18 protein-coding genes and 1 pseudogene are annotated in these 22267 nt (G+C 72.5%); 14 read left to right on the top strand and 5 right to left on the bottom strand.

Translation table 11 applies throughout. The features are described from left to right. Positions 1-117: 117 nt before the first annotated feature. Complete coding sequence (locus ABZ154_RS02255; protein WP_356828219.1) at positions 118-1089, top strand: aldo/keto reductase; 972 nt, start codon at positions 118-120, stop codon at positions 1087-1089. An 18-nt stretch (positions 1090-1107) separates the two neighbouring features. Here ABZ154_RS02255 and helR read toward each other — a convergent pair whose 3' ends face one another. Beyond that, positions 1108-3276 carry an RNA polymerase recycling motor ATPase HelR gene (gene helR / locus ABZ154_RS02250; RefSeq protein WP_356828217.1) on the bottom strand — a complete coding sequence of 723 codons (2169 nt, stop codon included), beginning with the start codon at positions 3274-3276 and terminating at the stop codon, positions 1108-1110. Positions 3277-3558: 282 nt separating this feature from the next. Between helR and ABZ154_RS02245 the strand changes: the two genes are divergently transcribed. Both ABZ154_RS02245 and ABZ154_RS02240 read left to right on the top strand, forming a co-directional pair. Then, positions 3559-4110 carry a TetR/AcrR family transcriptional regulator gene (locus tag ABZ154_RS02245; RefSeq protein ID WP_015607434.1) on the top strand — a complete coding sequence of 184 codons (552 nt, stop codon included), beginning with the start codon at positions 3559-3561 and terminating at the stop codon, positions 4108-4110. Beyond that, positions 4107-5651 carry an MFS transporter gene (locus ABZ154_RS02240; RefSeq protein ID WP_356828215.1) on the top strand — a complete coding sequence of 515 codons (1545 nt, stop codon included), beginning with the start codon at positions 4107-4109 and terminating at the stop codon, positions 5649-5651. Before ABZ154_RS02245 ends, ABZ154_RS02240 begins: the two co-directional genes overlap by 4 nt. 79 nt (positions 5652-5730) lie before the next feature. Here ABZ154_RS02240 and ABZ154_RS02235 read toward each other — a convergent pair whose 3' ends face one another. Then, a complete protein-coding gene (locus ABZ154_RS02235) occupies positions 5731-6402 on the bottom strand; it encodes a lysophospholipid acyltransferase family protein (protein ID WP_073881854.1) in 672 nt (223 codons plus the stop codon). A 278-nt stretch (positions 6403-6680) separates the two neighbouring features. Here ABZ154_RS02235 and ABZ154_RS02230 point away from each other — a divergent pair, with 278 nt between their 5' ends. From ABZ154_RS02230 to ABZ154_RS02220, 3 genes are all read left to right on the top strand, one after another. Next, the gene (locus ABZ154_RS02230) at positions 6681-7847 is read left to right on the top strand and encodes a glycerophosphodiester phosphodiesterase (protein WP_356828213.1); all 1167 of its coding nucleotides are present in this window, start codon (positions 6681-6683) and stop codon (positions 7845-7847) included. Between the two features lie 121 nt (positions 7848-7968). After that, positions 7969-8523, top strand: a complete 555-nt coding sequence (locus tag ABZ154_RS02225; protein WP_356828211.1) for a sigma-70 family RNA polymerase sigma factor — start codon at positions 7969-7971, stop codon at positions 8521-8523. Between the two features lie 37 nt (positions 8524-8560). Beyond that, entirely contained in the window at positions 8561-9064 is a 504-nt protein-coding gene (locus ABZ154_RS02220; protein WP_356828209.1) for a GNAT family N-acetyltransferase, read from the top strand. 34 nt (positions 9065-9098) lie between these two features. On the opposite strand, the gene ABZ154_RS02215 is transcribed toward ABZ154_RS02220, so the two are convergent. Together ABZ154_RS02215 and ABZ154_RS02210 are read right to left on the bottom strand one after the other, a co-directional pair. Continuing rightward, positions 9099-9542, bottom strand: coding sequence for a hypothetical protein (locus ABZ154_RS02215; protein ID WP_356828207.1), 444 nt, complete (start codon positions 9540-9542; stop codon positions 9099-9101). 1 nt (position 9543) lies between these two features. Next, a complete protein-coding gene (locus tag ABZ154_RS02210; protein WP_356828205.1) occupies positions 9544-9903 on the bottom strand; it encodes a hypothetical protein in 360 nt (119 codons plus the stop codon). Between the two features lie 593 nt (positions 9904-10496). On the opposite strand from ABZ154_RS02210, the gene ABZ154_RS02205 reads away from it, so the two are divergent. From ABZ154_RS02205 to ABZ154_RS02170, 8 genes are all read left to right on the top strand, one after another. Beyond that, positions 10497-11588, top strand: a complete 1092-nt coding sequence (locus tag ABZ154_RS02205) for an ATP-binding cassette domain-containing protein (RefSeq protein WP_356828203.1) — start codon at positions 10497-10499, stop codon at positions 11586-11588. Beyond that, positions 11585-12256, top strand: a complete 672-nt coding sequence (locus ABZ154_RS02200; RefSeq protein WP_356828201.1) for a methionine ABC transporter permease — start codon at positions 11585-11587, stop codon at positions 12254-12256. The genes ABZ154_RS02205 and ABZ154_RS02200 overlap by 4 nt, the downstream gene beginning before the upstream one ends. A gap of 86 nt (positions 12257-12342) precedes the next feature. Further along, entirely contained in the window at positions 12343-13209 is an 867-nt protein-coding gene (locus ABZ154_RS02195; RefSeq protein WP_356828199.1) for a MetQ/NlpA family ABC transporter substrate-binding protein, read from the top strand. 120 nt (positions 13210-13329) lie between these two features. Beyond that, positions 13330-14016, top strand: a complete 687-nt coding sequence (locus ABZ154_RS02190) for a GNAT family N-acetyltransferase (RefSeq protein ID WP_356828197.1) — start codon at positions 13330-13332, stop codon at positions 14014-14016. 128 nt (positions 14017-14144) lie between these two features. Beyond that, a complete protein-coding gene (cbiE, locus tag ABZ154_RS02185) occupies positions 14145-15383 on the top strand; it encodes a precorrin-6y C5,15-methyltransferase (decarboxylating) subunit CbiE (RefSeq protein WP_356828195.1) in 1239 nt (412 codons plus the stop codon). Between the two features lie 334 nt (positions 15384-15717). Then, a complete protein-coding gene (gene cobT, locus ABZ154_RS02180; protein ID WP_356828193.1) occupies positions 15718-19314 on the top strand; it encodes a nicotinate-nucleotide--dimethylbenzimidazole phosphoribosyltransferase in 3597 nt (1198 codons plus the stop codon). Positions 19315-19634: 320 nt separating this feature from the next. Then, entirely contained in the window at positions 19635-20936 is a 1302-nt protein-coding gene (cobA, locus tag ABZ154_RS02175; protein ID WP_356828191.1) for a uroporphyrinogen-III C-methyltransferase, read from the top strand. A 98-nt stretch (positions 20937-21034) separates the two neighbouring features. After that, on the top strand, positions 21035-21853 hold the full coding sequence (locus tag ABZ154_RS02170; protein WP_356828189.1) for an RNA methyltransferase: 819 nt from the start codon (positions 21035-21037) through the stop codon (positions 21851-21853). 30 nt (positions 21854-21883) lie between these two features. Here ABZ154_RS02170 and ABZ154_RS02165 read toward each other — a convergent pair. Continuing rightward, a pseudogene (locus ABZ154_RS02165) lies at positions 21884-22267 on the bottom strand (serine/threonine protein kinase); the annotation flags it as partial.

Here is a 22267-nt window from a genome sequence, read left to right as displayed (position 1 = left end):
GCGTACGCCCGCGCGCCCGGGCGGCGTACGTACGGTGTCGTCGCAGGTGTACGAGAGGTGTCGCGGGCTACGTTGACCGGGGTAGGAGTATCCGCAACCGACCCCGAGGAGCCCGCGATGCCCTTCACCGCCCTGGCCACCGCGACGACCCCGACCGCCCACATCGGACTGGGCCTCGCAGCCGTCGGCAGGCCCGGATACATCAACCTCCACCGCGACCAGGACTTCCCCGGGGGCCGGGACGTGGAGGACCTGCGCGCCCGTACGCACGAGTTGCTGGACGCGGCGTACGCGCAGGGCGTCCGCTACGTCGACGCGGCCCGCTCCTACGGCCGCGCCGAGGAGTTCCTGGGCGAGTGGCTGGACGCCAGGCCCTCCTTCACCGACCTCGTCGTCGGCTCCAAGTGGGGGTACACCTACACCGCCGACTGGAGCACCGACGCCGAGGCGCACGAGGTCAAGGACCACGGCCTCGCCACCTTCGAGCGCCAGCGCGCCGAGACCCGCGAACTCCTCGGCGACCGGCTCGACCTCTACCAGATCCACTCGCTCACCCCCGACAGCCCGGCCCTCGCCGACAAGGAGCTCCACGAGCGCCTGGCGGCCCTCGCCGCCGAGGGGGTCGCCGTCGGCTTCTCCACCAGCGGCCCCGCCCAGGCCGACGCCATCCGGGCCGCGCTCGCGCTCACGGTCGACGGCAACCCCCTCTTCCGTACGGTCCAGGCCACCTACAACGCCCTGGAGACCTCGGCCGCGCCCGCCCTCGCCGAGGCGCACGACGCCGGGCTCACGGTGATCGTCAAGGAGGGCATGGCCAACGGGCGCCTGGCCGGGGACGAGGCTCCCGCCGTGTTCCGCGAGATCGCCGCCGACGCGGGGGTGGGCGGCGACGCGGTGGCCCTGGCCCTCGTCCTGCACCAGCCCTGGGCCGGGGTCGTCCTCTCGGGCGCCGCCACCGTCACCCAGCTCGCCGGGAACCTGCACGCCGCCGTCGTCGACCTCGACGAGGAGCAGCGGGCCCGGCTGGACGCCCTGGTGGAGGAGCCGGAGTCGTACTGGCGCCACCGCGCGGCCCTTCCCTGGCACTGAGAGGGAAACCGCGCCGCCTCAGGAGCTCGTCAGGACGACGAGCTCCTGAGTCGCCCGGGTCATCGCGACATACCGGTCGACCGCCCCCTCGACGCCCTCGCCGAACGCCTCCGGGCCGACGAGCACCACCAGGTCGAATTCGAGGCCCTTCGACAGCTCCGGCGTCAGCGAACGTACCCGGGGCGTCGCCCGGAACGTGGGATCGCCGATGACACACGCGATCCCCTCGGCATGTGCGGCGAGCCACGCGTCCAGGACCGCATCCAGGTCCGCTGCCGAACCGTGGACGACCGGCAGGCCGCCGGAACGGATCGAGGTCGGCACGTTGGCGTCCGGCAGCACCGCCCGGATCACCGGCTCGGCCTCCGCCATGACCTCCGCCGGTGTCCGGTAGTTGACGGTCAGGGAGGCCAGGGCGACCCGGTCGAGCCCGACCCGCTCCAGACGCTCCCGCCACGGTTCGGTGAACCCGTGCCGGGCCTGGGCGCGGTCCCCGACGATGGTGAAGCTCCGGGACGGGCACCGCACCAGCAGCATCTGCCACTCGGCGTCGGTCAGCTCCTGCGCCTCGTCCACGACGATGTGCGCGAACGGTCCCGCCAGCCGGTCCGGTTCGGTACCGGTGGACGCGGCCGGGTCGACCAGGGTGTCCTTCATGTCCTGGCCGTGCAGCATGACCAGCGCGCCCTCGCTGTCGGCATCGGCGTCGGCGAGGGTCTCGTCCGCGAGCAGCGCGTCGATGACCTGGGCCATGCCCGCGCGTTCCGCGGCCAGGGCTGCGCTGTGCCGACGCCTGCGCCGCCACGCCTCGGGGTCACCGACCCGCTGCCGCGCCGCGTCCAGGACCGGCAGGTCGGAGACCGTCCAGGCCTGTGCGTCCGCGCGCTGCAACAGCCGCACCTCGTCCCGGGTGAGCCAGGGGGCGGCCATGCGGAGGTACGCGGGGACCGACCACAGGTCCCCGACGATTTCGGCCGCGTCCAGCAGGGGCCACGCCCGGTCGAAGGCGGCGGCCAGTTCCCTGTCCTGCCCGAACGCCTTCCGGAGGAGGTCCGGAGAGACGTCGTCACCGTCGTGCTTCTCCACCAGGAGCGTGAGCAGCTCCTCCCAGACCTGGTCGCGCGCGTCGTTGTGTACGGCGCCGGGTCCGGCGGCTTCGAACGCCACGGCCCAGTCGGCCGCGCCCAGCCGGACCTCGGACCAGGGGGTCGTGACCGTCATGGACCCGGTGGGCGGCTCCTCGTAGAACCGGACCGCCGCCTCCACCGCCTTCACCAGCTCCGCCGACGCCTTCAGCCGGGCCACCTCCGGTTCGGCCTCGGCCGCCGCCGTGCCCCCTTCCTCCACCAGGTCCCGCAGGGTGCAGGTCCTGACGCCCTCCTCCCCGAGACTCGGCAGGACATCGGCGACGTACCCCAGGTAGGGCCGGGACGGGCCGACGAACAGGACGCCGCCCCGCCGGTGGGCGAGGCGCGGGTCCGAGTACAGGAGGTACGCCGAGCGGTGCAGGGCGACGACCGTCTTTCCCGTACCAGGCCCGCCGTCCACGACGAGCGCACCCCGGGAGCTCGCGCGGATGATGGCGTCCTGGTCGGCCTGGATGGTGCCCAGCACGTCGCGCATGCGCTCCGAGCGGTTGGAGCCCAGGCTGGCGATGAAGGCGGACTGGTCGTCGAGCGCGGCATGCCCGGCGAAGGCGTCCGGGGCGAACACCTCGTCCCAGTAGTCGCTGATCCGGCCGCCGGTCCAGCGGTATCGGCGGCGGCTCGCCAGACCCATCGGGTTGGCGTGGGTGGCGCCGAAGAACGGCTCGGCGGCGGCGGAGCGCCAGTCGACCAGCAGCCGGCGGCCCTCGCTGTCGGTGAGGCCGAGCCGGCCGACGTACACGGGTTCGGAGCCGTCCTCGGCGACCATACGCCCGAGGCACAGGTCGAGCCCGAAGCGGCGCAGGGTGCGCAGGCGGGCGGTGAGCCGGTGGATCTCCGCGTCCCGGTCCAGCGCCTGCCGGCCCTTGCCGCCGGGCGCCCTGCGCTCGGCGGCAAGGCGGCCGGTCAGCTCGGCGATCGACTCGTCGAGGGTCCGGGCGATGGCCGCGAAGTGCTGCTCGTCGTCGGCGATCAGGGCCGGGCCGGCCTTGGGGGAGAGGTGATCGGGGAGGCGGAAAGCGCTGGTGGGGAGGGGGTTCACGGCGTCCGTTCAGTCGTGGAATGTCTGGGAACAGGGTCGGCGGGAAGGGCCCCGTCTGAACTCCGGCCGTCGATTCTGCGGCATATGGGGGGCCTTGCGGCAAGACCCCCCATGCGCTATATGTTGAGAGTGGCAAGGAGTGGGTCCACCTCCTGCCGCCCCCGCCCGCCGCCCGATGGATTCCAGGCTCCTCGCGGCACACCTCACACACCGAGTGCAGGACCCTGGATCGCGCACCCCCTCAATGAGACAAGCTTGTCTCACTTGGGTTAAGCTCGTCTCATGACTCTCGACCGTGAGCAGGTGCTGCGCAGCGCCGCCGCCCTGCTGACCCACAAATCGACCGCCACCATGGACGAGGTCGCCAAAGCAGCCGGTATCGGCCGCGCCACCCTCCACCGTCACTTCGCCGGACGCGACGCGCTGGTGAAGGCGCTGGAGGATCTCGGTATCCAGGAGTTCGAGGCGGCCCTGGACGCCGCCCGGCTCGACGAGGGCACCTCCGAGGAGGGGCTGCGCCGCCTCATCGCGGCCGTCGAGCCCAGCGCCGGCCTGCTCTCGTTCCTCGTCACGGAGAACCAGCTCTTCGAGGGCGACCAGGTCAACGAGGGCTGGAACCGGGCCGACGCCCGGGTCTCCGCCTTCTTCCGCCGCGGCCAGGAACGCGGCGAATTCCGTATCGACCTCACCCCCGCCTGGCTGACCGAGGCCCTCTACGGGCTCATCGGCACCGGGGCCTGGGCCGTCCAGGTCGGACGGGTCGCCACACAGGACTTCCAGTACATGATCGTCGAGCTGCTGCTCGGCGGAGCCCGCCGGAGCGTGGAGCAGTGACCAGCATCGACCAGCACCCCAAGACCACGGACGAGGTACGCCGCCCCGGGCGGTGGATCGCGCTCGCCGTGCTCGTCCTCGCCGTGCTGCTGGTGGCCGTCGACGCCACCGTCCTCGGCCTCGCCACCCCGTTCCTCAGCGAGGACCTCGCTCCCACCGGCAACCAGCTGCTCTGGATCGGTGACGTCTACTCCTTCGTCATCGCCGGTCTGCTCGTCTCGATGGGCTCCCTCGGCGACCGCATCGGCCGCAAGAAGCTGCTGCTGGTCGGTGCCGTGGCGTTCGGCGCGGTCTCCGTGCTCAACGCGTACGCGACCACGCCCGAGATGATGATCGTGGCCCGGGCGCTGCTCGGTGTCGCGGGCGCCACCCTGATGCCGTCCACCCTCGCCCTGATCCGCAGCCTCTTCCACGACCCGCGCGAGCGCAGCCTCGCCATCGGGATCTGGGGTGCGATGGCCTCGGCGGGTGCGGCCGTCGGGCCGGTCGTCGGCGGATTCCTGCTCGAACACTTCTGGTGGGGTTCGGTCTTCCTGATCAACCTGCCCGTGATGGCCGTGCTCGTCGTCGTCGGCGTCAAGCTGATCCCGGAGTCCAAGAACCCGGCCCCCGGCCCGTGGGACATGCTCAGCGTCGGGCTCTCCCTGGTCGGCATGATCGGCATCGTGTACGCCATCAAGGAGACGGCCTCGCACGGGCTGGGCTGGGGGCCGGTGGTGGCGGCCTTGCTCGGCGCCGCCGCCCTCACCTGGTTCGTCCGCAGGCAGCTCCACCTGCCCGCCCCCCTGCTCGACATGAGACTCTTCCACCACCGGGGCTTCTCCGGCGCTGTCCTCGCGGACCTGCTGACCATCCTCGGCCTGTCGGGCCTGGTCTTCTTCCTCTCCCAGTTCCTGCAACTGGTGCAGGGCAGGGGGCCGCTGGAGGCGGGCCTGGCCGAACTGCCCGCCGCCATCGGCGCGGTGACCGCCGGTCTGCTGGCCGGATTCGCCGCCCGCCGGTTCTCGGTGCGCTCGGTCGTGGCGGGCGGACTCGGCGCGGTCGGTCTCGCGCTGGGTACGGTGACCCTGCTCGACCAGCACACCGGCTACCCGCTGCTCGGCTCCATGCTGCTGGTCGTCGGCGTCGGCGCCGGGTTCTCGTTCACCGTCACCGCCGACGTCATCCTCTCCAGCGTTCCGCAGGAGCAGGCCGGCTCGGCGTCGGCCGTCTCGGAGACGGCGTACGAACTCGGGGCCGCCCTCGGTATCGCCCTGCTCGGCTCCATCGTCACCGGTGTCTACCGCGACTTCCCGACTCCGGCGGGCATCCCCGCCGATGTCGCATCGGCGGCCCACGAGTCGCTCGGCGGCGCCGTCGAGGCGGCGACCGCCCTGCCCGCCGCCCAGGCGGGCCCGCTGGTCTCGGCGGCCCAGGAGGCGTTCGTCGACGGGCTGCGGTCCGCCGCGGGCGTCGGGTCGGCGGTGCTCCTGGCGGCGGCCTTCGCCGCGTGGTTCCTGCTGCGGGGCCAGAAGCTGGAGGACGGCATCGAGCACCCGTAGTTCCCGCACACGCAAGGGGGCCCGCGCCCGGCAGGGGCGCGGGCCCTTCCGCGGAACGGGCGCGGCAGGCTCTACGAGGTCAGGCCGCCTTGGCTTTCGTCGCGTACATGTCCACGTACTCCTGGCCGGAGAGCCGCATCACCTCGGACATCACCGAGTCGGTCACCGCCCGCAGCACATAGCGGTCGCGGTCCATGCCCTCGTACCGGGAGAACTCCATCGGCTCGCCGAAGCGCACCGTGACCTTGCCCGGCCGGGGCAGCCCGGCGCCGCCCGGCTGGAGCTTGTCGGTGCCGATCATGGCGAACGGGACCACGGGTGCGCCCGTCATCAGCGTCAGCCGCGCGATCCCCGTACGGCCCCGGTAGAGCCGGCCGTCGGGGGAGCGGGTGCCCTCCGGGTAGATCGCGAAGGCCTGGCCCTCCTCCAGCACCCGGCGCCCGGTCATCAGCGCCGCGACCCCGCCCCGGCCGCCGTCCCGGTCCACCGGGATCATGCCGCAGCCGGTGAAGAACCAGGCCATCAGGCGGCCCTTGAGCCCTTTGCCGGTCACGTACTCGTCCTTGCCGATGTAGAACACCGGCCGGTCGCAGCAGATCGGCATGATCATCGAGTCGATGAAGGTGAGGTGGTTGCCCGCGAGGATCACCGGCCCGGTCCCCGGAATGTTCTCCGCGCCCTCCACCTGTGGGCGGAACATCAGGCGCAGAATCGGTCCGAGCACTGCCTTGATGACCGTGAGACGGGACAACGGTTCCTCCGGTGTCGTGGCCGGGCCGGCCGGGGCGAGTGAGGTGGTACGGGGTGTGGTGCGCGGTGGTGTCCGGTGGTGCGAAGTGTTGGACTGTGCAGGTGAGGACGATACTCGCGGGTATGCACTGATCGCACATCGGGTTCACGGAGTGGATACGCGATGTTGACGTGTGTTTCCGCCATGTTCGCCCCTGATCCGCCCCGCGGACCCGCCCGGCTGCCTACGATCGGGCCCCGCCCGACAGATTCCAGGACAGAACCGAGCGAGGAGCACTCATGACGGAGCGTGTGCCCGGCACCCCCGGACGGCGGGCCCTTCTGGGCGCCGCCGTCCTCTCCACCGCCGCGCTGGGCCTGGCCGGTACGGCACAGGCACAGGCCGCCGAGCGGGGAAGCGGCGGCCACGGGCGCGGCCTCGGCTCGCTGCGGGACCTGCCCGTGCCGACGGTGATCGGCCACCGCGGGGCCAGTGGCTACCGCCCCGAGCACACCCTCGGCTCCTATCAGCTGGCACTCGACCTGGGCGCGCACATCGTCGAGCAGGACCTCGTGCCCACCAAGGACGGCCACCTGGTCTGCCGGCACGAGAACGACATCACCGCCACCACGGACGTCGCCGACCACCCCGAGTTCGCCGGCCGCAAGGCCACCAAGAAGATCGACGGCGTCAGCTACACCGGCTGGTTCACCGAGGACTTCACCCTCGCCGAGCTCAAGACCCTGCGGGCCACGGAGCGCATCCCCGGCAACCGCCCCGACAACACCCTCTACGACGGCCGCTGGACCATCCCCACCTTCGAGGAGGTCCTGCGCTGGGCCGACCAGGAGGGCCGCAAGCGCAGAAAGCCCGTCTGGCTGTACGTGGAGACCAAGCACCCCACCTACTTCCGGAGCCTGGGCCTCGGCCTGGAGGAGCCGCTCGCCCGGCTGCTGCGCCGCTACGGCCGGGACCGCAGGAACTCACCGCTCATCCTCCAGTCCTTCGAGCCGAGCTCCGTCCAGCGCCTCGCCCGGCTGGTGGACACCCCGCGCATCGTGCTGCTCTCCGGCCCGACGACCCGCCCCTGGGACTTCGTCGAGTCGGGTGACCCGCGCACGGTGGCCGACCTCGTGACCCCCGCCGGGCTGAAGTGGATCGCCTCCTACGCCCAGGGCATCGGCCCCACGCTCGACCTGGTCATCCCCAAGGACGCCGCGGGCCGGCTCACCACGCCGACCGCGCTGGTGAGGGACGCGCACGCGCGCGGGCTGCTCCTGCACCCCTACACGCTGCGCAACGAGAACAGCTTCCTGCCCGCCGACTTCCGGCGCGGGAGCGACCCCAACGCCTACGGTGACGTCTTCGGCGCCGCCGCCGCGTACTTCGCCACCGGCATCGACGGCATCTTCTCCGACCACCCGGACACCGCCCTGCTCGCCGCGGCGGACTTCGACGGGCGCTGAGCTCTTGCCGGTGCTGACGCGCGTAGCGGCTCGGCGTCAGCACCGGGCCCGTGCCTGCCCCGGTCGGGTGGTACCGGGCGCGCGGGGCAACCGGCCGGGCCGCCACCACGTTTGCCGGGACATGACGCTTCTCGATCATGGACCCGACCGGACCGCCGCCACCACCCTCGTCGTCCGCGCCTTACAGCCCCTGGTGCGGGCGGAGGCGAGAGCCGAGGCACCCGCCGCAGGGCTCGACCCCGCCGACCTCGAACAGACCGTATGGCTGCGGCTGCTGGAACGCCCCGCCGTGGCCGTGGCGCCCCGCGACCCGGCCCGCTGGGTGCGCGACACCGTCCGCGCGGAAGCCCGCAAGGGGCGCCGCACAGCCCGGCGGGAGCGCCCGTACGCCGGAACCGAACCCGCCGCCCCGGCCGCCGGCAGCCCGGAACGCGCCGCGCTCGGGGCGGCCGAACGCCGGGCGCTGCGCGCCGCGATGGCCCGGCTGCCCGGACGCTGCTCCCGGCTGCTTGACGCGATGCTGGCGCCCACCGACCCGACCTACCGCGAAATCGCAGGGGAGTTGGGTATGTCACAGGGGAGTTTGGGCCCCATCCGTTCCCGTTGCCTTGGATGTCTGCGCAGAATGCTGGCGGCGGAGGTTGTCGCCCCCGAACTGCGGGGAAGAGGGCGTTAGGCAACCGGGCGGACAGGTGAGCGGGAGGCGTGCACACATGGGCATGAGCGTGATCATCTCTGCGGCGACGGCACAGGACGTGGAGCAGATCTTCCGGCTCCAGTACCTCTGCTTCCAGCGCGAGGCCGAGCTGTACGACAACTACCGGATCGACCCGCTCGTCCAGAGTCTCGACACGGTACGCGGCGAAGTCGCCGACGACCTGGTGTTCGTGGCCCGCCTCGGCGACGAAGTCGTGGGCTCGGTACGCGGATTCACCGACCGGGACGGTACGGGCCGGATCGGCAAGCTCTGCGTCCACCCCCGGCTCCAGGGGCACGGGCTCGGCACCCGGCTGCTGAACGCGGCGGAAGCGGCCCTGGCGGCCGACCGCGCCGCCACCCGCTTCCGGCTGCACACCGGACACCGCAGCGAGAGCAACCTCCGGCTCTACCGGCGGGCCGGATACGCCCGGGTCGGCGACGCCACGGGTACGGACGGCGTCCGGCTCATCCTGCTGGAGAAGGAAGCGGCGGCCCAGGAGTTCGTGGCCAGCGCCTGACGGACCCCAGGGGGCGTCCCAGGGGTGTCCGGCGTCAGCGCTTCCTGGCGCGCCGCAGCCAGATCATCCCGGTGACCGGCAGGATCACCGGGATGAACAGGTACCCCATCCCGAAGTCCGACCAGACGGTGGAGTCGGGGAAGGCGGACGGCTCGGCCAGCGTCCAGGCACCGACGACGAGGACGCCCAGCAGCTCGGCGGCGCAGCACGCCAGCGCCGCCCGGCGGGCCCTCTCGCCGCCGCGCACCAGCGAGTACGTGATGAAGCCGTAGACGACGGCGGCCACGGCCGAGAGCGAGTAGGCGAGCGGCGCCCGGTCGAAGCCCCGGATCACCTCGACGATGGAACGTGAGGCCGCCGCGACGGTGAACACCCCGTAGAACCAGACGAGTACCCGGCCGGGACCGGTGCCCAGCTCGAAGGGCTGCTTGGCGGGGGCGGCGGGGGGCTGGTCCTGGCGCCGGCCGGTGTCACTCACGTCAGTTACCCCAGATGTCGTAGAGCCGTACTTCGAGGACCGCCAGCACGAGAGCGCCCGCCGCCACGGTCACCGAACCCCAGCGCGTGCGCTCGGACAGCGACAGGACACCGGCCGCCGGCACGGTCGCGAACGAGCCGATCAGATAGGCGATGAACACCGCCATCCCCTGCTCAGGCCGCTCCCCGCGCGCGAGCTGCACGATGCCCACCACCAGCTGGGCCAGGGCCAGCACGGTCACGACGGCCATCCCGATGAAGTGCCAGTCCTTCGTCGGCTGGTCCTTGTAGGCGGCGTGTCCGCACCAGGCGGCGAGGGCGAGCGCGGTCACGGCGACCGCGACCGTCAGGGCGTCAAGCATGTAGCGAGGGTATTACGGCCGCACCGCCCGCCCGCGTGCGGCCCCGCCCTGCCCCGGCCCGGCGCGAAGATCGTGGCCTTGGCCACAACGACCACCCGGGCCCGACCTGCGGGCGACCGCCCCCAGGGCCGTACGGCCTCCTCGCCCACCCCTGTAAGTGCAGGTCAGAGCCATGTGGTCGTACGTCGGCGAATCGCCCCGAAACGGTGCCGCCGACCATCCACGGCTGTCCGGAATGCGGACAGCCGGGTTCGTGGCCAGGCGTACGTCTGTTTTACTGGGGCCCATGACCACGACGAGCAGCCGCACCCTTGCGACCGAGGCGATCAGTACGCCCGGTGCTCGTTGTATGTGTCGAATGCGCGCCTTCTGAGGGCCCCCGCCTGAGCCTCGCGCCCCGAAGCGAGATTCGAGCCTGCGCCGTTCGCCCCCTGTGGAACGAGCCGCCCGAGCATGCGCTGTTCCCCGGCCGACCGCCGTACACAGCCGTGCTGAGACGTAGACCGGCCGACCAGCCCGAACCAGTCTCTTCAGACGTTTGCCCCGTGCCCGGCGGACACCCGCGCCGCGCACTCGACAGTGACGGAAACCCTGTGATCACCACGACAGGCCTCACGAAGGTCTACCAGTCGCGCGACCGTGAGGTCACCGCGCTCGACGGAGTGGACCTCCACGTCCGCGAGGGCGAGATATACGGCGTCATCGGACAGAGCGGCGCCGGGAAGTCCTCCCTGATCCGCTGCGTCAACCTGCTGGAGCGTCCCACCTGCGGCACGGTGACCGTGGCCGGCCAGGACCTCACCGCCCTCGCCGGACGCGGCCGCCGGGCGAGCGCGGAGCTGCGCGCGGCCCGCACCCGGATCGGGATGGTCTTCCAGCACTTCAACCTGCTGGACTCGCGCACCGTCCTGGACAACGTGGAGCTCCCCCTGGAGATCCTCGGCGCCTCCGGCCAGGAGCGCACCCGCAAGGCCAAGGACCTCCTCGACCTGGTCGGCCTCGCCGACAAGGCGAAGGCCTACCCCAAGCAGCTCTCCGGCGGCCAGAAGCAGCGCGTGGGCATCGCCCGCGCCCTGGCGGGCGACCCCAAGGTGCTGCTCTCGGACGAGGCGACCTCCGCCCTCGACCCCGAGACCACCCGCTCCATCCTCCAGCTGCTGCGCGACCTCAATCAGCAGCTGGGCCTCACCATCCTCCTGATCACGCACGAGATGGACGTCGTCAAGACGGTCTGCGACTCCGCCGCCCTCATGCAGCGCGGCCGGATCGTGGAGTCCGGCACGGTCGGCGGACTGCTCGCCACGCCCGGCTCCGAGCTGGCGAGCGAGCTGTTCCCGGTCGGCGGGACCGCCTCCGGGCCCGGCCGTACGGTCGTGGACGTCACCTTCCACGGGGACGCCGCCACCCAGCCGGTGATCTCCCAGCTCTCCCGGACGTACAACATCGACATCTCGATCCTCGGCGCCGCGATGGACACGGTCGGCGGCAAGCAGATCGGCCGGATGCGCATCGAGCTGCCCGGCCGGTTCGAGGAGAACGTCGTCCCCATCGGCTTCCTGCGCGAACAGGGCCTCCAGGCCGAGGTCGTCGAGGACGGGAACGGCCCCCGCGCCCGCGTCGCGACCGCCGAAGCCGTCGTACCGGAGCAGACCCCCGCCGCGATCACCAAGGAGGTCGTCAAGTGACCTGGTCCGAAATGCAGCCCCTGCTGACGCAGGGCACCTTCGACACCCTCTACATGGTGCTGTGGTCGGCGTTGGTCACCGTCCTCGGCGGACTGCCGCTCGGCGTGCTGCTGGTCCTCACCGACAAGGGCGGACTGCTCCAGAACACCGCGGTGAACAAGGTCATCGGCGTGATCGTGAACATCGGCCGCTCGCTGCCGTTCATCATCCTGCTGATCGCCCTGATCCCCTTCACCACCTGGGTCGTCGGCACCTTCATCGGCCCCACCGCGATGATCGTCCCGCTCGCCGTCGGCGCCATCCCGTTCTTCGCCCGGCTCGTGGAGACGGCGATCCGGGAGGTCGACCACGGGCTCGTCGAGGCGGTGCAGTCCATGGGCGGCTCCATCCCCACCATCGTCCGCAAGGTGCTCCTGCCGCAGGCCCTGCCCTCGCTCGTCTCGGGTGTCACCACCACCCTCATCGTGCTCATCGGCTACTCCGCGATGGCCGGTGCGGTCGGCGGCGAAGGGCTCGGCTCCAAGGCCGTGACCTACGGATTCCAGCGCTTCGACAACCAGTTCATGCTGATCACCGTCGCACTCCTCATCGTGCTCGTCAGCGTGATCCAGCTGATCGGCGACATCGCCGTCCGGTTGCTGGCCCGCCGCGGCCGCACCGCCTCCTGAGGCCGACAGCCCCCTGACTTTCCGTCCCCATCAAGCCCGAACTCCTTGTCCGGGTGCACCACCACCACAAGAAAGAGGCACTTTTCGTGCGCAAGAACATCAAGATCTCCGCAGCCGTCGCTTCCGCCGCCGCCCTCGCCCTGGGTCTCAGCGCCTGCGGCACGGACTCCGACCCGGCCGCCAGGAGCGAGAGCGGCGCGAAGGCCGACACCTCCAAGGCCCTGGTCGTCGCCGCGTCCCCGACGCCGCACGCCGACATCCTGGACTTCGTCAAGAAGAACCTGGCGGAGAAGGAGGGCCTCAAGCTGGAGGTCAAGGAGTTCACGGACTACGTCCTGCCGAACACCGCCACCCAGTCCGGCCAGGTGGACGCCAACTTCTTCCAGCACAAGCCCTACCTGGACGACTTCAACAAGAAGAACGGCACCACCATCGTTCCGGTCGTCAACGTGCACCTGGAGCCCCTGGGTCTCTACTCCAAGAAGATCAAGGACCTCAAGGACATCAAGGCCGGCCAGACCATCGCCGTCCCCAACGACACCACCAACGGCGGCCGCGCGCTTCAGCTGCTCGCCGAGAACGGCCTGATCACGCTCAAGGACGGCGTCGGCACCGCCGCCAAGCTGAGCGACATCACCGACAAGAAGGGCCTGGAGTTCAAGGAGCTGGAGGCCGCCACCGTGCCCCGCGCCCTGAACGACGTGGACGCCGCCGTCATCAACGGCAACTACGCCCTGGAGGCCGAGCTCTCCCCGGCCAAGGACTCCCTCGCCCTGGAGAAGGCCGAGGGCAACCCGTACGCCAACTTCCTGGCGGTCAAGGACGGCAACGAGAAGGACCCGCGTGTCGAGAAGCTGGCCGAGCTCCTCAACTCCGACGAGGTGAAGAAGTTCATCGAGGACACCTACAAGGGCTCCATAGTCCCGGCCTCCAACGCCCCCGCCACGTCCTGACCCCCGCCAAGTCCTGACCCCCATCAGGAACTTGACCGACGGAGCCCCGCCCCTTCCCCCGGGAAGGCGCGGGGCTCCGTCGTGCGGACCCGCCCATGCACAACGCGGATGCGATGCTGCATGCTGTGCTTTTACCCGGTCTTCTGCATGGAGCTGCGCATGACTACCACCTTTCCGTCCATCTCCATCAGCACGGACAGGTTGGTGATGCGCCCCTTCGAGATGGCCGACATCCCCGCGTACATCGAGATGATGAACGACGAGATGGTCACGGCCTGGACCGACGGACCGAACCCCTACACCCAGGTCGACGCCGAACGCTGGGTCCGCAGAATCGCCCCCGGGGAACGCACCTCGGGCCACGGCATCGCCCTCGCCGTCACCGAGTTCCTCACCCAGCGGCTCGTCGGCAGCGTCCAGCTCCTCAACACCGACTGGCGGACCCTGGCCACCGAGGTCCGCTACATCACCGCCCCCTGGGCCCGCGGTGAGGGGTACGCCACCGAATCCGTGCTGGCCGTCGCCGAATGGCTCTTCCGCGATCAGGGCTTCGAACGCATAGAGCTGCGCACCCCCGCGGACAACACCGCCTCCCAGCAGGTCGCGCAGAAGCTCGGCTGCATCAGCGAGGGCGTCCTGCGCAACGCCCGGATCGCCCGGACCCGGACCGAGAACGGCACCGACGGCGGCTGGACCGACATCCGTACCGACCTGATCGTCTGGGGCCTCCTCCCCGAGGACCTCGAAGGCGTCGCCGAGCAGCTGGCCGACGCCGGCGGCTACGGCACGTACAACGACTGGAACTGACCCCCCACCGGCTGGAGGTGCCTTGCCGAGGCCACCGGCAGGACACCGGTCCGGACCAGGTACTCTCACCCCTGCCCGCCACCGCAGGGCAGCCCCGCCCCCTCCGACACCCCAGGAGACAGACGACGATGGCCGACCGGGTCACGGTGATCGGCTGGGACGGCTCGCCACTGACCAGAGCGGCCACGGCCGCGCTCTCGGCCGCCACGCTCGTCGCGGGCGCCGCCCACCACCTCGCCCTGCCCGAAGTGCCCAGGAGCGCGGAGCGCATCCGCCTCGGCAGTGTCGACCTGGCCGCCCGCCGCATCGCCGGCCACCGCGGCAGCGCCGTCGTCCTCGCCGACGGTGACCCCGGCTTCTTCGGCGTCGTCCGCACCCTGCGCGCCCCCGAGCACGGCCTCGAAGTCGAGGTCGTCCCCGCGGTCTCGGCCGTGGCCACCGCCTTCGCCCGGGCCGGAATGCCCTGGGACGACGCCCAGATCGTCGTCGCCCACCCCCGCACGCTGCGCCGCGCGGTCAACGTCTGCCGGGCCCACCACAAGGTCGCCGTCCTCACCTCGCCGGGCGCGGGCCCCGCCGAACTGGCCCTCCTCCTCGAAGGCATCCACCGCACCTTCGTGATCTGCGAGGAGCTCGGCACCGACCGCGAACGCGTCACCGTCCTCACCTCCGACAAGGCCGCCGACCACGCCTGGCGCGACCCCAACGTGGTCATCGTCATCGGCGGCGGTCCCGGGACGACCGCCACCGGCGCCTGGTTCGCCGGCCGCGAGCCCGCCTATCCCCAGGGCATCCGGGGCTGGGCCCTGCCCGCCGAGGCCTACCGGGAGGCCGGAGCGACTCGCATGCAGGAGTCCGGCGAGGGGGAGTCCCCGAACCTGCGTGCCGCCCAGCTGGTCCGCCTCGGCCCCCGCACCGGCGACCTGGTCTGGGACATCGGCTGCGGCAGCGGCGCCCTGGCCGTGGAGGCGGCCCGCTTCGGCGCGGCCGTGCTGGCCGTGGACGCCGACCCGGGAGCCTGCTCCCGTACGGACGCCGCGGCCCGCGCCTTCGGCGTACCGCTCCAGATCGTCTGCGGCCGGGCCCCGCACGTCCTGGAACGGCTGCCCGAACCCGATGTCGTACGGGTCGGGGGCGGAGGCGTACCGGTGGTGAGGGCCGTCGTGGACCGGCGCCCGGAACGCATCGTCACGCACGCCTCCACCCGGGACGAGGCCGAGGCCCTCGGCGCGGCTCTCACCGGCAACGGCTACACCGTCGAATGCGCGCTGCTCCAGTCCGTCGACCTGGACCCCGAGGTGTGGACCGAGCGTGAACGGTCCGTCGTGTTCCTTCTCTCCGCACGCCGTTCGGACGTCTCCCCCTGACCGTTCCGCCCGGTACGGGAGGTAGGCTGGCCGATTGTTGTACCGCGCCCGGACGTTCGTCGCTTCGTTCGTCAATGTCCGGAAAAGTGGACTGTTTTGGTCCGCTCTGTGGTACGGCACCAACCGGGGGACGCGCAACGTGGCGCAGTCCACAGCGAGCCGTGGCGGAACTGCCTGCCGCGGCGGCGAACGGCCGCGAGAATAAGAAGAGGTCCGCGGGCGTTTCGTGCCGCGCGGCGAGCCCGCTCGTTCTTCATGACGAGCACCGGCGTGCCGTGGTTCGGCGTCCCGGGCGAAGGGCCGAAGGAGCACTGACGATGGGCGAGGGGTACGCATGACTGACACCGGCCAGATCCCGGGCGAGGGACTGCCGGAGAACGCAGGCATGGTGGAGCAGCCGGGCGTCCCCGCCCCGGACGCGTACACCTTCCTCGACCCCTCCGAGCACGCACCCGAGGACGACGACCTTCTGCTGATGCCGGCCTCCCAGGGCGCGTGGAGCGATCCGCAGACGGTCCAGGCCCCGGCGGCCCCGCAGGCCGCCCCCGCCGCCCAGGCCTCTGCCGCTCCGGCTCCGGAGCAGGCGGCACAGCTGTTCCAGGACCAGCAGCAGCCGCAGTACGCGACGCAGCCGCAGGTTCCCGCGCAGGGCCAGGAGACCCGGGTTCCCGCCGAGGCGCACGGCACCCACGAGTCCGGAGGCCGCGACACCGGCTCCGTCGACCTCGACGGCGTACGGATCCCGGCCCCGGCCCCCGCGCCCGTGCAGACCCCCACGCCGGTCGGCGCGCACGCGCAGGCCGCCGCCCCGGCCCGCCGCCCCGCGCACCGGGGCCCGGGACCGGGCGAGGCCCCGTCGTACGGCGGCGGTACGCAGGGTGGCGGCGTGGTCCGCTCGCTGGCCGACCGGGGCCCCGCCGGAGCGGTGCGGACCGCACCCGTCGCCCGCCACGCGAACCCGCCGGTGACCGGAGCCGCATACTTCGACGCCCCGGCGGACGAGGCCTCGGTGCTGCCGGGCCCGCAGCTGGGCGAGATCCCGCCGCAGGGGGCGTCTCCGTGGGGCCCGCCGCCGCAGCAGCCCGAGCCGGAGGTGGCGGCGTTGGCTGAGTCCGAGGATCCCCCGGCTGTGGAGGCTTCTGCTGGGCCGACGCCGGTCGTGGAGCCCGAGGTTGCGGCCGAGGCCGAGCAGCCGGGGGCGGCAACCGAGGCCGAGCCGGTCGCAGTGGCCGAGGCGGCGGCCCAGCCGGAGGCGGCGGCCCAGCCGGAGGCGGCGGCCCCTGCCGAGGCCGGGCAGCCGGCCCAGCCGGAGGCTCCGGCCCAGTCCGAGCAGGCGGCTCCCCGGCCGCTGGAGCCCGAGGCCGCTGTCGAGCCCGAGGCCGGCGTCGAGGCCGAGGCTTTCGCCGAGCCGGTCGCGGTGGCCGAGGCGGTCACTCCTGCCGAGCCCGAGCCCGAGCCCGAGCAGCCGGTCGAGCCGGTCCAGGCCGAGGTGGTCGCTCCGGTCGCGGCAGTCGCTCCCGTCCAGGTGGAGCCGTCCAGCCAGTCGGCACAGCCGGAAAAGGCCGAGGTGGTCGCTCCGCTCCCCGTGGAGCAGCCGGTCCCGGTCGAGGCGCTGGTCGAGCCGGTCCAGGTCGTTCCGCAGCCCGAGCCGGTGGAGCAGGCGACCCCGGCAGAAACGGTCGTCCTCGAGCCGGCCGCTGAGGAGGCTCCTGCCGAGCCGGTCGCCGCCGAGCAGCCCAAGGCCCCGGCCGCAGCGGTGATCCCGACGGAGCTGCCCGCCGAGTCGCCCGTTCAGGCGCCGGCGGCGGCCGCCGATGTTCCGGCCGAGTCCGGAGCACAGTTCATCCCGGTGGACGCCTCCGCGCCGGAACCCCCGGCTCCCGTACAGTCCGTCGAGACTGTTGAACCGGCACCGGCACCGGTGGTCGACGTGAGCGCGGAGGCCGTCGAAGCCCCCGAGTCCGCCGCCACCGCCGTGCTCACCGAGGCGGAATCCGTACCGGCATTGGAGGCGGTGGCCGGCCCTGCCACGGCGGAGCCTGAGCCCGTGCAGCCGGCCCCCGCCGGCACCGTGCCGGAACCCGCGGCCGTGACCGATGCCGAGGACGGCACCGGACCCGAGGTCATCGAGACCCCGGAGCTGGACGAGCAGCCGGCCGAGCAGCCCGTGGCGGAAGCGGCACCCCAAGAAGCCTTCACCCCGCCCGCGCCCGGCTACGACGACGTTGAGCGCGAGGCGGTGCTCCGGGTCATGCGCGAGCGCCGGGACATCCGCAACGGCTTCCGCAGCGACCCGATCCCGCACGAGGTCCTGCTCCGTGTGCTGGAGGCCGCGCACACCGCGCCGAGCGTCGGCCACTCGCAGCCCTGGGACTTCGTCGTCATCCGGTCCGCCGAGACGCGCCGCTCCATGCACGAACTGGCTCAGCGCCAGCGTGAGGCCTACGCCAAGTCGCTCCCCAAGGGCCGGGCGAAGCAGTTCAAGGAACTGAAGATCGACGCGATCCTCGACACCCCGGTCAACATCGTCGTCACCGCTGATCCCACCCGGGGTGGCCGTCACACCCTCGGCCGCCACACGCAGCCGCAGATGGCCCCCTACTCCTCGGCGCTCGCCGTGGAGAACCTGTGGCTGGCGGCCCGTGCCGAGGGCCTCGGCGTCGGCTGGGTCAGCTTCTTCGACGAACGTGAGATGGTCCGTGCGCTCGGACTGCCCGAGCACCTCGAAGTCGTGGCGTACCTCTGCGTCGGTTACGTCGACGAGTTCCCCGAGGAGCCCGAGCTGCTGCAGGCGGGCTGGTCCAAGCGCCGCCCGCTCTCCTGGGTCGTCCACGAGGAGACGTACGGCCGACGAGCGCTGCCCGGTGAGGAGCCGCACGACCTGCTCCAGGAGACCATCTCCGCCATCCGCCCGCTGGACGCGAAGGCGCTCGGCGAGGCGTGGGAGCGGCAGAAGCGGATGACCAAGCCGGCCGGAGCGCTCGGCATGCTGGAGATCATCTCCGCGCAGTTGTCCGGCCTCTCCCGGATGTGTCCGCCGCCGATCCCGGAGCCCGCGGCCGTCGCGATCTTCGCGGGTGACCACGGGGTGCACGCCCAGGGCGTCACGGCCTGGCCGCAGGAGGTCACCGCGCAGATGGTGGCGAACTTCCTCGGCGGCGGAGCCGTCTGCAACGCGTTCGCCGCGCAGGTCGGCGCGGAGGTCTGCGTCGTCGACGTCGGCGTCGCCACCGACCTGCCCGCGACCCCGGGCCTGCTGCCCCGCAAGGTGCGCAAGGGCACCGCGGACTTCACCACCGGTCCCGCCCTCAGCCGGGAAGACGTCCTCGCCGCCATAGAGGTCGGCATCGAGACAGCCCGCGACCTGGTGGCCGCGGGCAACAAGGCGCTGCTCACCGGTGAGATGGGCATCGCCAACACCACCGCGTCGGCCGCACTGATCTGCGTCTACACCGGGAGCGACGCCTCCGAGGTGACCGGCCGGGGGACCGGTATCAACGACGAGATGCACGCCCGCAAGGTCGACGTCGTACGGCGTGCGCTCGACCTCCACCAGCCGGACGCGTCCGACCCGATCGGTGTGCTCGCGGCGGTCGGCGGCCTGGAGCACGCCGCGATGGCGGGCTTCCTCCTCGGCGGAGCCTCCTTGCGTACGCCGGTCATCCTGGACGGCGTGAGCGCGGGCGCCGCGGCCCTGGTCGCCCGCGCCATCGCCCCCGAGGCACTGGCCGCCTGCATCGCCGGCCACCGCAGCGCGGAGCCGGGCCACGTGGCGGCCCTGAACAAGCTGGGCCTGCGCCCGCTGGTCGACCTCGACCTCCGTCTGGGCGAGGGCACGGGCGCGCTGCTGGCGCTGCCGATCGTGCAGAGCGCGGCACGGGCGATGCACGAGGTGGCGACGTTCGACGCGGCGGGAGTGACCGAGAAATAGCCTCTCGAGGCCCCTCCGGGCTCGCCGTTCCGGCCCCTCCGGCGTTCGAGGAGCGGGGTCCGGGGCGGCAGCCCCCGCCTTCAGCCCGTCCGGCGCTTGAGGACAGCAGGGGGGCCGGGGCGCAGCCCCGGTTTCGGGAAGGGGCGGGTAGGGCAGAGGCCCGCCGCCGGCGTTCCACCCCGCCGGGCCCTCGCCCGGGCCCACCCCTCACCACCCCGTATCGTGTGCCCCACCCAGGAACCCCCACTTCCGCACGTCACAGCCGCTCCACAGCCGCAGCGGCCCCTACGCAGCACCCCGCACGAGGAGCCCGCACCGCCATGGCCGAGCACGCAGACCACGCAGGTCACGCCGAGCGCGCAGACAGCGCCGACCACCCCGCGTACCCCGTCGGACTCCGGCTGCACGGCCGCCGCACCGTCGTCATCGGCGGCGGCCAGGTCGCGCAGCGAAGGCTGCCGCAGCTCATCGCCACCGGTGCCGTCATCACCCTGGTCTCCCCGTCGGCGACGGCCTCCGTCGAGGCGATGGCGGACGCCGGGGAGATCCGCTGGGAGCGCCGCCGCTACCAGGACGGCGACCTCGCCGACACCTGGTACGCCCTGGTCGCCTCCTCCGACACCGCCGCCAACGACGCCGCCTCCGCGGAAGCCGAACGCACCCGCACCTGGTGCGTACGGGCGGACGACGCCGAGGCCGCGACCGCCTGGACCCCGGCCACCGGCCGCAGCGAGAACGTGACGGTCGCCGTCCTCACCACCACATCCCAGGGCCGCGACCCCCGCCACTCCGCCGCCATCCGCGACGCCATCGTCGAGGGTCTGCGCGACGGCACCCTCACCGCCCCGCACCACCGCACCCGCGCCCCCGGTGTCGCCCTGGTCGGCGGCGGCCCCGGCGACCCGGACCTGATCACGGTGCGCGGCCGCCGCCTCCTCGCCGAGGCCGACGTGGTCATCGCCGACCGCCTCGGCCCCCGCGACCTGCTGGACGAACTGCCGCCGCACGTCGAGGTGATCGACGCGGCGAAGATCCCGTACGGCCGGTTCATGGCCCAGGAGGCGATCAACGAGGCGCTGATCGAGCACGCCAAGGCGGGCAAGGCCGTGGTCCGGCTCAAGGGCGGCGACCCGTTCGTCTTCGGCCGGGGCATGGAGGAGGCGCAGGCGCTGGCCGCCGAGGGCATCCCCTGCACGGTCGTCCCCGGGATCTCCAGCACCATCTCCGTCCCCGGAGCGGCAGGTATCCCGGTCACCCACCGGGGCGTGGCCCACGAGTTCACCGTGGTCAGCGGCCATGTCGCGCCCGAGGACCCGCGTTCGCTGGTCGACTGGGAGGCCATCGCCCGGCTGCGCGGCACCCTCGTCCTGCTGATGGCCGTCGACAAGATCGGTGCCATCGCCGCCGCCCTGATCGCCCACGGCAAGGACCCGGCCACCGCGGTCGCCCTCGTGCAGGAGGGCACCACCGCCGCCCAGCGCAGGGTCGACGCGACCCTCGCGGACGTCGGCGAACGCGCGGTCGCCGAGGACGTGCGTCCGCCCGCGGTGATCGTCATCGGCGACGTCGTCGCGGTCGGCCCGCACTCCGCACCGCAGCCGGCCCCTCCGACGGCGGAGTGACGGACGACCCCGGTACCCCACCCCCCACCAAGTAACCCGCGGTTACGCGTCTCCTCCCAGGCGTTGGCACCGCACACCGGACAAGGCAGTATCACCCTGTGGCAGATCTCATCACCGTCGACGACCCCGACGACCCGCGCCTGAGCGACTACATCGGACTGACCGACGTCGAACTGCGGCGACGGCGCGAGCCCGCCGAGGGCCTCTTCATCGCCGAGGGCGAGAAGGTCATCCGGCGCGCCCGGCACGCCGGGTACGAGATGCGGTCCATGCTGCTCTCCGCCAAGTGGGTCGACGTCATGCGCGACGTGATCGACGAGGTCCCGGCCCCGGTGTACGCCGTCGCCCCCGAGCTCGCCGAACGCGTCACCGGCTACCACGTCCACCGCGGGGCGCTTGCCTCCATGCAGCGCAAGCCGCTGCCCACCGCCGACGAACTCCTCACCACCGCCCGCCGGGTGGTGGTCATGGAGTCGGTCAACGACCACACCAACATCGGTGCGATCTTCCGCAGCGCCGCCGCCCTCGGCATGGACGCCGTCCTGCTCTCCCCGGACTGCGCGGACCCGCTCTACCGACGCTCGGTCAAGGTGTCGATGGGCGCGGTCTTCTCCGTCCCGTACGCGCGCCTCGAAGCGTGGCCCAAGGGGCTGGAGACCGTACGGGCAGCGGGCTTCCGTCTCCTCGCACTCACTCCCGACCCCAAGGCCACCAGCATCGACGAGGCGGCCCCGCACCGCCTGGAGCGGGTCGCGCTGATGCTCGGCGCGGAGGGGGAGGGGCTGTCCACGAAGGCGCTGATGGCCGCCGACGAATGGGTCCGCATCCCGATGGCGCACGGCGTCGACTCGCTGAACGTCGGCGCGGCGGCCGCGGTCGCGTTCTACGCGGTGGCGACGGGCCGCCCGGAGAGCTGAGAGGGGGCCACCCGGGCTCGAGGCGAAGCCTCAGCGCGACCCGGCCTGCTCCTGGCCCCGCTCAGGTGCCCGCACCTGCGACACCTGCCCCGGCTGTTCGCTCCCGCCCAGCCCGCGCGCCGGCCCCTGGCATCCCTGGGCGGCCGCGATCCCCAGCGCCACCAGCAGCGTGACCACCACGAACACCACCAGCCGCTGGCGCAGCAGCCGGGGATTGGCCGGACGCCGTCCCGCCGAGGTCGTCCTGGCCCCGGAACGGGTCCCCGGCCTGCCGTTCGCCGCGCTGGGGCGCTTCCCGGAGCCCGTGGTGCCGCGCGGCGCTGAAGCGGTGCGGCGAGCTGATCGCCGCGTACGACCGCGGCCACTGACGTACGTCCTGGCCGTGCGTTCCGCCCGGGGACGGCGGATGCTGGC

Source organism: Streptomyces sp. NPDC006261, assembly GCF_040613515.1.
Lineage (GTDB): Bacteria > Actinomycetota > Actinomycetes > Streptomycetales > Streptomycetaceae > Streptomyces.
The sequence above is the reverse complement of the archived record's forward strand: the minus strand, read 5'-3'. Positions and strand labels throughout refer to the sequence as shown.

Excerpts from the sequence above, each read along its gene's own strand:
- ABZ154_RS02220 (WP_356828209.1), top strand. The coding sequence starts at position 8,561 with ATGGGCATGAGCGTGATCATCTCTGCGGCGACGGCACAGGACGTGGAG.
- cobT (WP_356828193.1), top strand. The coding sequence starts at position 15,718 with ATGACTGACACCGGCCAGATCCCGGGCGAGGGACTGCCGGAGAACGCA.
- ABZ154_RS02255 (WP_356828219.1), top strand. The coding sequence starts at position 118 with ATGCCCTTCACCGCCCTGGCCACCGCGACGACCCCGACCGCCCACATC.
- cbiE (WP_356828195.1), top strand. The coding sequence starts at position 14,145 with ATGGCCGACCGGGTCACGGTGATCGGCTGGGACGGCTCGCCACTGACC.
- ABZ154_RS02230 (WP_356828213.1), top strand. The coding sequence starts at position 6,681 with ATGACGGAGCGTGTGCCCGGCACCCCCGGACGGCGGGCCCTTCTGGGC.
- ABZ154_RS02245 (WP_015607434.1), top strand. The coding sequence starts at position 3,559 with ATGACTCTCGACCGTGAGCAGGTGCTGCGCAGCGCCGCCGCCCTGCTG.
- ABZ154_RS02190 (WP_356828197.1), top strand. The coding sequence starts at position 13,330 with ATGCTGTGCTTTTACCCGGTCTTCTGCATGGAGCTGCGCATGACTACC.
- ABZ154_RS02210 (WP_356828205.1), bottom strand. The coding sequence starts at position 9,903 with ATGCTTGACGCCCTGACGGTCGCGGTCGCCGTGACCGCGCTCGCCCTC.
- ABZ154_RS02225 (WP_356828211.1), top strand. The coding sequence starts at position 7,969 with ATGACGCTTCTCGATCATGGACCCGACCGGACCGCCGCCACCACCCTC.
- cobA (WP_356828191.1), top strand. The coding sequence starts at position 19,635 with ATGGCCGAGCACGCAGACCACGCAGGTCACGCCGAGCGCGCAGACAGC.